The following is a 13,510-nucleotide window of genomic DNA, read 5'->3' as shown; positions in this document are numbered from 1 at the left end:
TGACCACGCTGTCCGTCCTACGAGAGCGCTCCATGTCCCAGGATTTCTACTTTCTGCTGATGCCGGGCTTCTCCGCCATCGGCTTTATTTCCGCGATCGAACCTTTACGTGTCGCCAATCGTTTTCGCGGCGAGCTGTACCGCTGGCACGTCTTGAGCGCCGACGGCGGCGCGGTGCTGGCGAGCAATGGCATGTCGGTCAACGCCGACGCCGCGCTGGAGCCGCTGAAGAAAGGCTCGACCTTACTGGTGGTGGCCGGCTTCGAACCGCTGAAGTTCGCCACGCCCGCACTGGAACACTGGCTGCGTCGCCTTGACCACGACGGCGTGACCCTGGGCGCCATCGACACCGGCGCCTGCGTACTCGCCGAAGCCGGCCTGCTCGACGGCCACCGCCTGACCCTGCACTGGGAAGCCATCGACGCCTTCAAGGAATCTTATCCACAGCTGACGGTGACCCAGGAGCTGTTCGAGATCGACCGCCGGCGCATCACCTCGGCGGGCGGCACCGCGTCCATCGACCTGATGCTCGACCTGATCAGCCAGGCCCACGGGCCAGAGTTGGCGATCCAGGTGTCCGAGCAATTCGTGCTCGGCCGCATCCGCCCGCGCAAAGACCACCAACGCATGCAGATCGCCACGCGCTACGGCATCAACAACAAGAAGTTGGTGCAGGTGATTGGGGAGATGGAACAGCACACGGAACCGCCGTTGAGCACACTGGCGCTGGCGGAGGCGATCAAGGTCACGCGGCGGCAGTTGGAGCGCTTGTTTCGGCTGCACCTGAACGACACGCCGAGCAACTTCTACCTGGGTTTGCGCCTGGAAAAGGCTCGGCAGTTGTTGCGCCAGAGCGACCTGAGCGTGCTGGAGGTGAGCATCGCCTGCGGGTTTGAATCGCCGTCGTATTTCACCCGCAGCTACCGGGCAAGGTTTGCCAAGTGCCCAAGGGAAGATCGGCGCCGGGAAGCGGTATGAACACCGCTTTTGAGAACAGCGAAGATTAAATGTGGGAGCTGGCTTGCCTGCGATAGCGGTGTTTCAGTGCCAGATGTACTGGCTGATACACCGCTATCGCAGGCAAGCCAGCTCCCACAGGAGATATGGGGTGTGGCTTATTTCTTCAGCAGGGCTGAACACGCGGCCTTGTAAGCCTCATGCTGATACTTGTTCAGCGTCGCCGGCAGGGCAAAGTCGTGTTTCTTGTTCTGCGCATTGATGGTCTGCGGCGACAGCAGCGTCACTTCAACGCCCTCCAGCAACTGAAACACACCTTCAATCTTGAACGTAGTCGGGCCACCGGCGAATTCGCCTTTCTTGCTGCGCTTCTTGATGGCGATGCGGCTGATGCCGTTTTCCCGCACAAACGCGCTGACCTGAGTGGCGAAGGCCTTGACGTTGGCCGCCTCATCATCGTCTTCAAGGGCGATTTTCTTGGTGGCCAGGGCGACGTGGCCCAATGCCTGACCGTCGAGCGAGGCGACAGCAATAATGGCTTCGCTGCCTTTGATTTCGATGCCGCAGATAGTCATGAATAGCCTTGGTTCTGAGTAGAGAGTGGAGGGGATTGTCGCTTATTCCTGCCCAATCGACTCCAAAAACTCCGACCGTTCATCACTCATCCGCGCCAGACAATCATTCTGCTGGATCGCATATGCCTTGCTTCCCGCCACTGCCGGGAAGGTATCTACGGCGCAATCCGCATCCCGTAACTTTTCCCACTTCTGCTGGGCATCCTTCAGACGAGCGGTAATGTCCGCCAGCTGCGTCTTGTTGCTGCCATAGGTCGAACCCATGCGTTCCAGCAGCCCCTGGTAGTTATCCTTGAGCAGTTGTTCGGCGGTGGTTTTGTTGTAGGTGGCGCATTCCAGGGTTTGCTTGTCGTTCTCGATGCCATCGCAGGGCGTGCTGTCGGTGTCTTCAGCGGCGTGTACGCCGGTTGCGATGAGTGCCAAAGCCAGGAAAATCGATTTCATTGCGCCGTCTCATATCAGTTGATGAGCAAATTCTGGCTCAAGCGTAAGACAAAGAACAGACACCCGTCAGAGATGTCATGTTGGCCTTTGTCGCGGATTGACGCTTTCGGCAATTCCCTTGTCGTTTTTGCACCCGGCTCCTTCTGCCCCGGGGCATATGCTGGCCCCAAAGCGCCGGCAGACGATTCGGCGCATGAATCGCCAATAAGGGGACGCCTGATGAGCCCAGCCGAATTGCACGCCGACAGCATCGTTATCGACGGGCTGATCATTGCCAAGTGGAACCGCGACCTGTTCGAAGACATGCGCAAGGGTGGCCTCACCGCTGCCAACTGCACCGTGTCGGTATGGGAAGGGTTCCAGGCCACCATTAACAACATCGTGGCCAGCCAGACCCTGATTCGCGAAAACAGCGACCTGGTGATCCCGGTGAAAACCACCGCCGATATCCGTCGCGCCAAGGAGCAGGGCAAGACCGGCATCATCTTCGGCTTCCAGAACGCCCACGCGTTTGAAGACCAGCTCGGCTATGTCGAGATCTTCAAGCAGCTCGGGGTTGGCGTGGTGCAGATGTGCTACAACACCCAGAACCTGGTGGGCACCGGCTGCTATGAGCGCGATGGCGGCCTGTCGGGCTTCGGTCGCGAGGTCGTCGCCGAGATGAACCGCGTCGGCATCATGTGCGACCTGTCACACGTGGGCTCCAAGACTTCCGAAGAAGTCATCCTCGAATCGAAAAAGCCGGTGTGCTACTCCCACTGCCTGCCTTCAGGCCTCAAAGAGCACCCGCGCAACAAGTCCGATGAAGAGCTGAAGTTCATCGCCGACCACGGTGGGTTTGTCGGCGTGACCATGTTCGCGCCGTTCCTGGCCAAGGGCATCGACTCGACCATCGACGACTACGCCGAAGCCATCGAGTACACCATGAACATCGTGGGCGAAGACGCCATCGGCATCGGCACCGACTTCACCCAGGGCCATGGCCAGGATTTCTTCGAAATGCTGACCCACGACAAGGGCTACGCCCGCCGCCTGACCAGCTTCGGCAAGATCATCAACCCGCTGGGCATCCGCACCGTGGGCGAGTTCCCGAACCTCACCGAGACCCTGCTCAAGCGCGGCCATCCCGAGCGCGTGGTGCGCAAGATCATGGGCGAAAACTGGGTCAACGTCCTGAAGGACGTCTGGGGCGAATAAGCCACCACTCACGCCTCTTTTCCCCCAACCTTATGCGTTGGGGGCTTACCAAAGCATTTTCCGGAGTTAAGTTTCCATGGCCAAGATCGCCCCTCAATTGCCTATCGAAGTCGACAGCGAAACCGGTGTCTGGACCTCCGACGCCCTGCCGATGCTGTACGTGCCGCGCCATTTCTTCGTCAACAACCACATGGGGATCGAAGAAGTTCTGGGCAGCGAGGCCTACGCCGAGATTCTCTACAAGGCCGGCTACAAATCCGCCTGGCACTGGTGCGAAAAAGAAGCTGAATGCCACGGCCTGGAAGGCGTCGCAGTGTTCGAGCACTACATGAAGCGCCTGTCGCAGCGCGGCTGGGGCCTGTTCAAGATCCAGGACATCGACCTCGATAAAGGCACCGCCAGCGTCAAGCTCGAGCACTCGGCGTTTGTCTACGTGTACGGCAAGGTCGGGCGCAAGGTCGACTACATGTTCACCGGCTGGTTTGCCGGCGCGATGGACCAGATTCTCGAAGCCCGCGGCAGCAAGATCCGCACCGTTGCGGAACAGGTATACGGCGGCTCCGAAGAGGGCCACGACGACGGCCTGTTCACCGTCAAGCCGTTGTAAGTCGAGGACCCTGCCATGGCTTTCGAAGCAATGTTTGCGCCGATCCAGATCGGCAAACTGACCATCCGCAACCGCGTGCTCAGTACCGCCCACGCCGAGGTGTATGCCACCGACGGCGGCATGACCACCGACCGCTATGTGAAGTACTACGAAGAGAAAGCCAAGGGCGGGATCGGCCTGGCGATCTGCGGCGGTTCTTCCAGTGTCGCCATCGACAGCCCGCAAGGCTGGTGGAAGTCGGTGAACCTGGCGGATGACCGGATCATCCCGCACTTCCAGAACCTGGCCGACGCCATGCACAAGCATGGCGCCAAGATCATGATCCAGATTACCCACATGGGCCGTCGCTCGCGCTGGGACGGCGAGCACTGGCCCACGCTGCTGTCGCCCTCGGGCATCCGCGAGCCGGTGCACCGCGCCACCTGCAAGACCATCGAGCCTGAAGAAATCTGGCGCGTGATCGGCAACTACGCTACCGCTGCGGCACGGGCCAAGGCCGGTGGCCTGGACGGTGTGGAGCTGTCGGCGGTGCACCAGCACATGATCGACCAGTTCTGGAGCCCTCGGGTCAACAAACGTACTGACGAATGGGGCGGCAGCTTCGAAAACCGCATGCGTTTCGGCCTTGAGGTGTTGAAGGCGGTGCGCAAGGAAGTCGGCCCGGATTTCTGCGTCGGCATCCGTTTGTGCGGCGACGAATTCCATCCGGACGGCCTGTCCCACGAGGACATGAAACAGATCGCCAAGTACTACGACGACACCGGCATGCTCGACTTCATCGGCGTGGTCGGCTCGGGGTGCGACACCCACAACACCCTGGCCAACGTTATCCCGAACATGAGTTATCCACCGGAGCCGTTCCTGCACCTGGCGGCCGGCATCAAGGAAGTGGTCAAGGCCCCGGTGCTGCACGCGCAGAACATCAAGGACCCGAACCAGGCCACGCGCATCCTGGAAGGCGGCTACGTGGACATGGTCGGCATGACCCGCGCCCACATCGCCGACCCGCACCTGATCGCCAAGATCAAGATGGGCCAGATCGACCAGATCAAACAGTGCGTCGGCGCCAACTACTGCATCGACCGCCAGTACCAGGGCCTGGATGTGCTGTGCATCCAGAACGCCGCCACTTCCCGTGAATACATGGGCGTGCCGCACATCATCGAGAAATCCACCGGGCCAAAACGCAAAGTCGTGGTGGTGGGTGCCGGCCCGGCCGGGATGGAAGCGGCGCGGGTGGCTGCCGAACGTGGCCACGACGTGACGCTGTTCGAGAAGAAAGAATTTATCGGCGGGCAAATCACCACTGCATCGAAAGCCCCGCAGCGTGACCAGATTGCCGGGATCACCCGCTGGTTCCAGTTGGAACTGGCGCGCCTGAACGTCGACCTGCGCCTGGGCGTGGCGGCGGATGCGGCGACCATCCTCGACCTGCGCCCGGACGTGGTGGTGCTGGCGGTGGGCGGTCATCCGTTCCTGGAGCAGAACGAACACTGGGGCGCGGCTGAAGGCCTGGTGGTCAGCAGCTGGGACGTGCTCGACGGCAAGGTTCTACCTGGCAAGAACGTGCTGGTGTACGACACCATCTGCGAGTTCACCGGCATGTCGGTGGCCGACTTCCTCGCGGACAAGGGCAGCCAGGTCGAGATCGTCACCGACGACATCAAGCCGGGCGTGGCCGTGGGCGGTACGTCGTTCCCGACGTACTACCGCAGCATGTACCCCAAGGAAGTGATCATGACCGGCGACATGATGCTGGAAAAGGTCTACCGCGAAGGCGACAAGCTGGTGGCGGTGCTGGAGAACGAATACACCGGGGCCAGGGAAGAGCGGGTGGTGGACCAGGTGGTGGTCGAGAACGGCGTGCGTCCGGACGAAGAGCTCTACTACGGGCTCAAGGCAGGCTCGCGCAACAAGGGCCAGATGGACATCGAGGCCCTGTTCGCGATTAAGCCGCAGCCGTGCCTGAGCGAGCCGGGCGAGGGGTACTTGCTGTTCCGCATTGGTGACTGCGTGGCCCAGCGTAATACCCACGCTGCCATCTATGACGCCCTGCGCCTGTGCAAGGATTTCTGATCCGCCTGATCGTTCCCACGCTCTGCGTGGGAATGCCGCCCTGGACGCTCCGCGTCCGCTCTTAGGTCGTGACGCAGAGCGTCACAGGATGCATCCCCACGCAGAGCGTGGGGACGATCATTGACCCCGAGGTCTTTGGGAGCTTCACCATGTTGAACACCCTTCTTCCCATCCTGCTCTTCGCCGCCCTGGGCCTTGCCGTCCTCGGCGCGCTGCGCCGGGTGAACATGTGGCGCCGCGGCCGGTCCTCCAAGGTCGACTTGCTCGGCGGCCTGTTGGCCATGCCCAAGCGCTACATGGTCGACCTGCACCATGTGGTCGCCCGCGACAAATACATCGCCAACACCCACGTCGCCACCGCCCTGGGCTTTGTGCTATCGGCGCTGCTGGCGATCCTGGTGCACGGTTTCGGCCTGCATAACCGCATCCTCGGCTACGCCTTGCTGTTGGCTTCGGTGCTGATGTTTGTCGGCGCCACCTTCGTCTACCTGCGCCGTCGCAACCCGCCTGCACGCCTGTCGAAAGGCCCGTGGATGCGCCTGCCGAAAAGCCTGATGGCGTTCTCGGTGAGCTTCTTCCTGGTGACCTTGCCGGTGGCCGGGATTCTGCCGGCGGACTTCGGCGGCTGGCTGCTCGCCGCGCTGCTGAGTCTGGGCGTGTTGTGGGGCGTGTCGGAAATGTTCTTCGGCATGACCTGGGGCGGGCCAATGAAACACGCCTTCGCCGGTGCCTTGCACCTGGCTTGGCACCGCCGCGCCGAACGCTTCGGCGGCGGCCGTTCCACCGGTTTGAAACCCCTGGACCTCGCCGATAAAAGCGCGCCCCTGGGCGTGGAAAAACCGGTGGATTTCACCTGGAACCAACTGCTCGGCTTCGACGCCTGCGTGCAGTGCGGCAAGTGCGAAGCCGCGTGCCCGGCGTTCGCCGCCGGCCAGCCACTGAACCCGAAAAAACTTATCCAGGACATGGTCGTCGGCCTGGCCGGTGGCACCGACGCCAAGTTCGCCGGCAGCCCGTATCCGGGCAAAGCCATCGGCGAACACGCAGGCAACCCGCACCAGCCAATCGTCAATGGCCTGGTGGACGCCGAGACCCTGTGGTCGTGCACCACTTGCCGCGCCTGCGTGGAAGAGTGCCCGATGATGATCGAGCACGTGGACGCCATCGTCGACATGCGCCGCCACCTCACCCTGGAAAAGGGCGCGACCCCGAACAAGGGCGCCGAAGTCCTGGAAAACCTGATCGCCACCGACAACCCGGGCGGCTTCGCACCGGGCGGGCGGATGAACTGGGCGGCGGATTTGAACCTGCCCTTGCTCAGCGACAGGAAAACCGTCGACGTGCTGTTCTGGGTCGGCGACGGTGCCTTCGACATGCGCAACCAGCGCACCCTGCGCTCGTTCGTCAAAGTGCTGAAAGCCGCCAAGGTCGACTTCGCCGTACTGGGCCTTGAAGAGCGCGACAGCGGCGACGTGGCCCGGCGCCTGGGCGATGAAGCCACTTTCCAGCTGCTGGCCGCACGCAATATCCAGACCCTGGCCAAGTACAGCTTCAAGCGCATCGTCACCTGCGACCCCCACAGTTTCCACGTGCTGAAAAACGAATACGGCGCCTTCGATGGCAACTACCTGGTGCAGCACCACAGCACCTACATGGCCGAACTGATCGACGCCGGCGCCCTGAACCTGGGCCAGCACAAAGGCAACAGCGTGACCTATCACGACCCGTGCTACCTGGGCCGCTACAACGGCGAGTACGAGGCACCGCGCCAAGTGCTGCGGGCGCTGGGGATCGAGGTCAAGGAAATGCAGCGCTCCGGTTTCCGCTCGCGCTGCTGCGGTGGCGGTGGCGGGGCGCCGATCACCGATATTCCCGGCAAGCAGCGGATTCCCGACATGCGCATGGAAGACATCCGCGAGACCGGCGCCGAACTGGTGGCCGTGGGTTGTCCACAGTGCACGGCGATGCTGGAAGGCGTGGTCGAACCGCGTCCCTTGATCAAGGACATTGCCGAACTGGTAGCTGACGCGTTGCTTGAAGACGCGGCACCGGCCAAGGCGCCGAAACGCGAACCTGCGGAGGTGCATTGATGAGCGACATTATCCGCCGCGACCCACGGGCCGAATGGATCGCCCGTAACCGCCTGCACCCGCTGCACGCGGCGATGCAGCCGGTGCAACACAGCTGGATGGGGCCCAATGGGGTCATCCGCAAGAACGTGCACGGTGTCGGTTTTATCGGCCCCAACGGCATCAAGCGTATTGACCGCAGCGGCGCCCAGCAGGGCGGCGCGGCCAAGCGTACGGCAGCGGTGGAAGTGCAGTTGCCGCTGCATCAGGTACCGGCGCCCGCTTTCTACATCAACGTGGTGCCGGACATGGTCGGCGGCCGCCTGAGCAGCCACGACCGCGACTTGCTGGGCCTGGCCCGGCAGCTGGCCGGTGACGACGGTGCGGTATTGGCCGTAGTGTTCGGCGAACACAAGGAAAACGCCTTCGCCACTGCCGGTGTGGATCGGCTGCTGGTGTTGGACGGGCATGAGTTCGACGGTTATTCACCGGAGCAACGGGTTCACGGTCTGCGGGCTGTGGATAACCAGTTCAACCCGCGCCACTGGTTGCTGCCGGACAGCCGCAGCGGCGGTGGTGAATTGGGGCGGCGCTTTGCCGCCAGCCTCAAGGAGCGCCCGGCCACGCGGGTCTGGCAGATCAAGGGCCAGGAATGTATTGGCCGTGCAGGCGCGGGTCAGGAGGATCTTGCCCGCCCACTGCCACGGATGATCCTGGCTGCGGCGGAGTGCGCCGATCCCGTCAGCGAAACCCGTCACGAAGTGCTGCCGGTGGAGTTATCCACAAGCCTGGCCCGCAGCCTTGCGCGTATCGAAGATTTGGGTGCGGTGGCCGTGGACCCGGCGGCGATTCCCATGGCCGAAGCCGAATTTATTTTCTCCGGTGGCAACGGGGTCAAGGACTGGGCGCTGTTCCACCAGACTGCTGCCGCGTTGGGCGCCACCGAAGGTGCTTCGCGGGTGGCGGTGGACGACGGCTTCATGGCGCGCGATCGCCAGGTCGGCGCCAGCGGTACCTGGGTCACCGCGCGGGTTTACGTGGCGGTGGGGATTTCCGGGGCGATCCAGCACCTGCAAGGCATTGGTGCCTGCGACAAGGTGGTGGCGATCAACCTCGACCCGGGCTGCGACATGATCAAGCGTGCCGACCTGTCGGTGATCGGCGAAAGCGCCGCGATACTGCAAGCCTTGATCGTTGCGGTCGAGGCCTACCGCCACGGCGCCAAGCGCGATGCGGCTTAAGGAAATGGCCATGACGACGAATGTAATCAGCCTGGTGTCCATCGGTGCCCACCCGACTTCCGGCCGTCCACGCCGGGCGGAGCAAGACGCGCGCGCAGTGGAACTGGGCCTGCAACTGGCTGGGGATAACCTGCAAGTGCTGCACGCCGGCGACATCGCCGAACCCACCCTGCGCGCTTACCTGGGCATGGGCTTGCCGCAGTTGCACGTGCTTGAACAACCGGCCGGGGCAGACGCCTTGCCGGTGCTCGGCGACTATCTGCGGGACGCGGGCGCCCAAGTGGTGCTCACCGGCAGCCAGGCGGAAACCGGCGAAGGCTCGGGGATGTTGCCGTTCCTGCTGGCCGAGCAACTGGGTTGGCCGTTGATTGTCGGCCTGGCCCAGGTGGAATCCATCGAAGGCGGTGTGGCCCATGTGCTGCAGGCCTTGCCTCGCGGCCAACGGCGGCGGCTGAAGGTGCGCCTGCCGTTTATGGCCACGGTGGATAACGCGGCGCCCAAGCCACGGCAAAGCGCCTACGGCCCGGCGCAACGCGGTGAGCTGACGGCCCATGACGTCGAGGTGTTGGAGGATGAGTTATTCACAGGCGCTGTATTGCAGCCGGCCAAGCCTCGGCCCAAGCGCCTCAAGGTGATCAAGGCCAAAAGCGGTGCCGACCGGATGAAGGCTGCAACGGCCAAGGCCAGCGGCGGCGGTGGGCAGGTGCTCAAGGGTGTTAGCCCTGAGGCCGGTGCGGAAGCCATTCTCAAGTTGCTTATAGAAGAAGGTGTAGTGCGCTGATCCAATGTGGGAGCGGGCTTGCTCGCGAAGGCGGTGTGTCAGATAACTCATGTACCGACTGATCCGCCGCTTTCGCGAGCAAGCCCGCTCCCACACTGTTTTGCGGCGATTGTGGCTTTACCCACAATCCCTGTTAACCCACCTGTGGATAACCTGTTCGCGGCTGTCCACACCCCATGCAAATCAAGCCCTCCAGCTCGCTGTACGAAAAATAACCAACCTAACTGACGGTTTTTCCTTGGGTTTTTCTGTGGATAAGGAAAATACCCGGTGCAGACTTGCCCCCAAAGTCTGTTGGTGCTTCTGTGGATAAGATGTTCGCTATCCGCTGTAGGCCATATAAAACGTGACTTACAGTGTGCTGGTTAAAATATAACCAATATCGCCGTTCCAGCTGAGTTTTGCTCTCAAAGCCGCGATTTTCCTCGGTTTAAGCCGGTTTTCCACAGATGGTCCAAAGTTGCCCCCAAAGTCTGTTGGCGCTTCTGTGGATAAGGTGTTTGCGTTCCTCTGTAGCCCATGCAGGACGTGGCTTTCAGGCTTTAGGTCAAAAAATGATCAATGTGGGATAAAACCGGTACCTTTGAATAAGTCACGGATTTTCTTGGTTTTATTTCGACGGGAAAGCGCAGTTGCCCACAATTGCTGTGGGTGGCTTTGTGGATAAGTTGTTGGGCAATGGCTGGAAGTAAGGCGGGCAGCGGTCTGTCACGGTGTTGGATGAATTTTGTACAGTCACAAACCAGTGTGGGGGCCGGGCAAGCCCGGCTCCCACATTTTGATCGGCGGCGTGTCAGCCGGTTACTCGTGTACGGCGACGCCTTTCAGATACGGCGCTGGCGCCGCCCCCAGGTTGCTCAGCATCCGCTCGCTGTACCAGTCCACAAAGTTGACCACACCAAACTCATAGGTCTTGGAGTACGGACCTGGCTGATACGCGGTGGAGTTGATGCCGCGCTGGTTCTCTTCGGCCAGGCGACGGTCCTGGTCGTTGGTGGCGTCCCACACTTTGCGCATGCGCTCGACGTCGTAGTCCACACCCTCTACGGCGTCCTTGTGCACGATCCACTTGGTGGTGACCATGGTTTCCTGGGCACTGATCGGCCACACGGTGAACACAATGATGTGGTCGCCCATGCAGTGGTTCCACGAGTGAGGCAGGTGCAGGATGCGCATCGAGCCCAGGTCCGGGTTCTTGATGCGGCCCATCAGCTTGTTGCAGCCTTGCTTGCCGTCGAGGGTCATCGACACGGTGCCCTTGAGCAGCGGCATGCGCACGATGCGGTTACGCAGGCCGAAGCTGGCGTGGGCGTAAGGGATCTTTTCGGCATCCCAGGCGGCGGCGGAGGCGGCCACGTGGTCCTTGAAGGCCTGGTCGGCCCGCGGGTCGGTGACGTCGTCCCATTCCAGCAGGGTTTTCAACAGTTCCGGGTGCGACGCGTTGCAGTGGTAGCACTCGCGGTTGTTTTCCAGCACCAGCTTCCAGTTGGCTTTTTCAAACAAGGTGGTCTGGATCGCCACCTTGGTGTTCTCCATGTCGTAGGGTTCCATGTAGTGGCTCAAGGTCGACAGGAAGTCGTCGATGGCCGGCGGGTTCTCCGACAGGCTGATAAAGATGTAGCCACCGGCGGTCTTCACATTCACCGGCTTGAGGCCGTATTGCTTCATGTCGAAGTCGGCGCCCATTTCGGTACCGGCGAACAGCAGGCGGCCGTCCAGTTCATAGGTCCACTGGTGGTAATGGCACACCAGCTTGGCGACCTTGCCCTTGTCGCTGGTGCACAAGCGCGAACCGCGGTGGCGGCACACGTTATGGAATGCGTGCACCACACCATCGGCGCCACGGATCACGATGATCGGGTTCTTGCCCACTTGCAGGGTGATGTAGTTGCCCTTGGCGGGGATCTCGCAGGTCATGCCGGCGATCAACCACTCTTTCTGGAAAATTTCCTGCATGTCGATATCGAACAGCCGTTCATCAGAGTAAAACGGCTGCGGCAGCGAAAAGGTCCGCTCGCGTTCTTGCAGCATTTGCGCAGTGGCCTTGCGTGCGGGTTCCAGCGGATCGCCCAAGCTTAAGGTTGCGGTGACGTCCATCGTGTGTGTCCTCATGGCCATTCTGTGTGGCCGGCGAATAGTGGCTAGGTTTTGCAGCAAGGCGTAAAGAAAGCGTCTTTGTTGGGAGCGAGTGTGGGCCCCACAACGGCCAGAACCTTATCCATGAACGACATGGCCCACTCTGTTCCCGACGCGCAACCCCCGTGGTATGGGGGCTGGTCGCGATAAGTATGTGAATGTCGCAGATAGGTAAATGGGTGATTCGCGCGTTACGCAGAATCGCCACCATAAGGCCGATCACACGGCTATGGAGAACAGCATGTCCAACAGCTTCCTGAACCCGGTAACAACCCAGACCTGGGCCAATGGTCGGCACATCGTCCGTTGCGTCAAAGTCATCCAGGAAACCTGGGACGTGCGCACCTTCTGCTTTATGGCCGACCAGCCGATCCTGTTCTTTTTCAAGCCCGGGCAGTTCGTCACCCTGGAGCTGGAAATCGACGGCCAGCCGATCATGCGTTCGTACACTATTTCCAGTTCGCCGTCGGTGCCTTACAGCTTTTCGGTGACCATCAAGCGCGTGCCGGGCGGCAAGGTGTCCAACTGGTTGCATGACACGCTGCACGAAGGCCAGGAGCTGGCGGTGCACGGGCCGGTGGGGCTGTTCAATGCCATCGACTTCCCGAGCCCGAAAGTGCTGTACCTCAGTGGTGGTGTCGGTATTACCCCGGTGATGTCCATGGCGCGCTGGTTCTACGACACCAACGCCAACGTCGACATGACGTTTATCCACAGCGCCCGCTCGCCAAAGGACATCATTTACCACCGCGAGCTGGAGCATATGGCGTCGCGGATTGATAACTTCAGCCTGCACCTGATTTGCGAGAAACACGGCCTGGGTGAGCCCTGGGCCGGTTATCGCGGTTACCTGAACCACAAGATGCTCGAACTGATGGTGCCGGATTTCCTGGAGCGGGAAGTCTTCTGCTGCGGCCCGACGCCTTACATGAACGCGGTAAAGCGCCTGCTGGAAGCCGCCGGCTTCGACATGGCGCGTTATCACGAAGAATCCTTCGGCGCGACGCCACCGGAAGCCCGGGCCGACGCGGTGGAGCAAGCCGAACAAGCGGCGGATGCGCCGGAAATCGACCTGGCGGACCTGCATCAGGTGGAATTCATTGCCTCTGGCAAGAGCATCCGCGTGGCACCGGGCGAGACCGTGCACGCAGCGGCAGCCAAGCTTGGCCTGCTGATTCCGAAAGCCTGCGGCATGGGGATCTGCGGGACGTGCAAGGTGCTGAAGCTGGGCGGGGAGGTCGAGATGGACCACAACGGCGGGATCACCGAGGAAGACGAAGCCGAGGGTTACATCCTGTCGTGCTGCAGCGTGCCGAAGGGTGATGTGCGCATCGAGTTCTAATGATCGTTCCCACGCTCCGCGTGGGAATGCCTCCTTGGACGCTCCGCGTCCCGTCCCGCTGTGTGACGCGGAGCGTCACGGGCTGC

11 protein-coding genes are annotated in these 13,510 nt (G+C 61.6%); 8 read left to right on the top strand and 3 right to left on the bottom strand.

What is annotated here, in order from left to right:
- Nucleotides 1–32: 32 nt before the first annotated feature.
- Nucleotides 33–977, top strand: a complete 945-nt coding sequence (locus tag HX818_RS12600) for a GlxA family transcriptional regulator (protein WP_003216927.1) — start codon at nt 33–35, stop codon at nt 975–977.
- Between the two features lie 137 nt (nt 978–1,114).
- Here the strand turns inward: HX818_RS12600 and HX818_RS12595 are convergent, their stop codons facing one another.
- Together HX818_RS12595 and HX818_RS12590 are read right to left on the bottom strand one after the other, a co-directional pair.
- Nucleotides 1,115–1,531: a DUF3010 family protein gene (locus HX818_RS12595; protein WP_177020216.1), complete on the bottom strand. Its 417-nt coding sequence runs from the start codon at nt 1,529–1,531 to the stop codon at nt 1,115–1,117.
- A gap of 42 nt (nt 1,532–1,573) precedes the next feature.
- A complete protein-coding gene (locus HX818_RS12590; protein WP_003216930.1) occupies nt 1,574–1,975 on the bottom strand; it encodes a lysozyme inhibitor LprI family protein in 402 nt (133 codons plus the stop codon).
- Between the two features lie 219 nt (nt 1,976–2,194).
- Here HX818_RS12590 and HX818_RS12585 point away from each other — a divergent pair, with 219 nt between their 5' ends.
- The 6 genes from HX818_RS12585 to HX818_RS12560 all read left to right on the top strand — a co-directional run bounded on the left by HX818_RS12585 (nt 2,195) and on the right by HX818_RS12560 (nt 9,946).
- Entirely contained in the window at nt 2,195–3,172 is a 978-nt protein-coding gene (locus tag HX818_RS12585; protein WP_003216932.1) for a dipeptidase, read from the top strand.
- A 76-nt stretch (nt 3,173–3,248) separates the two neighbouring features.
- Nucleotides 3,249–3,779: a DUF5943 domain-containing protein gene (locus HX818_RS12580; RefSeq protein WP_008430647.1), complete on the top strand. Its 531-nt coding sequence runs from the start codon at nt 3,249–3,251 to the stop codon at nt 3,777–3,779.
- 15 nt (nt 3,780–3,794) lie between these two features.
- Entirely contained in the window at nt 3,795–5,855 is a 2,061-nt protein-coding gene (gene dgcA, locus HX818_RS12575; RefSeq protein WP_087694764.1) for a dimethylglycine demethylation protein DgcA, read from the top strand.
- Nucleotides 5,856–6,004: 149 nt separating this feature from the next.
- Entirely contained in the window at nt 6,005–7,945 is a 1,941-nt protein-coding gene (gene dgcB / locus HX818_RS12570) for a dimethylglycine demethylation protein DgcB (RefSeq protein WP_177020215.1), read from the top strand.
- Nucleotides 7,945–9,165, top strand: a complete 1,221-nt coding sequence (locus HX818_RS12565) for an electron transfer flavoprotein subunit alpha/FixB family protein (RefSeq protein WP_008430652.1) — start codon at nt 7,945–7,947, stop codon at nt 9,163–9,165. Before dgcB ends, HX818_RS12565 begins: the two co-directional genes overlap by 1 nt.
- 10 nt (nt 9,166–9,175) lie before the next feature.
- Nucleotides 9,176–9,946: an electron transfer flavoprotein subunit beta gene (locus HX818_RS12560; protein ID WP_177020214.1), complete on the top strand. Its 771-nt coding sequence runs from the start codon at nt 9,176–9,178 to the stop codon at nt 9,944–9,946.
- Nucleotides 9,947–10,747: 801 nt separating this feature from the next.
- Here HX818_RS12560 and gbcA read toward each other — a convergent pair.
- Nucleotides 10,748–12,043 (bottom strand): glycine-betaine demethylase subunit GbcA, encoded by a 1,296-nt coding sequence (gene gbcA, locus HX818_RS12555; RefSeq protein ID WP_003216945.1) that lies wholly within the window; start codon nt 12,041–12,043, stop codon nt 10,748–10,750.
- A 280-nt stretch (nt 12,044–12,323) separates the two neighbouring features.
- On the opposite strand from gbcA, the gene gbcB reads away from it, so the two are divergent.
- Nucleotides 12,324–13,424 (top strand): glycine-betaine demethylase subunit GbcB, encoded by a 1,101-nt coding sequence (gene gbcB, locus HX818_RS12550; protein ID WP_003216947.1) that lies wholly within the window; start codon nt 12,324–12,326, stop codon nt 13,422–13,424.
- Nucleotides 13,425–13,510: the final 86 nt, after the last annotated feature.

Origin of the sequence: Pseudomonas sp. F9001, from assembly GCF_013385435.1 — a bacterium.
Classification (GTDB): Bacteria; Pseudomonadota; Gammaproteobacteria; order Pseudomonadales; family Pseudomonadaceae; genus Aquipseudomonas.
This window is presented reverse-complemented; position numbering and strand designations above follow the sequence as displayed.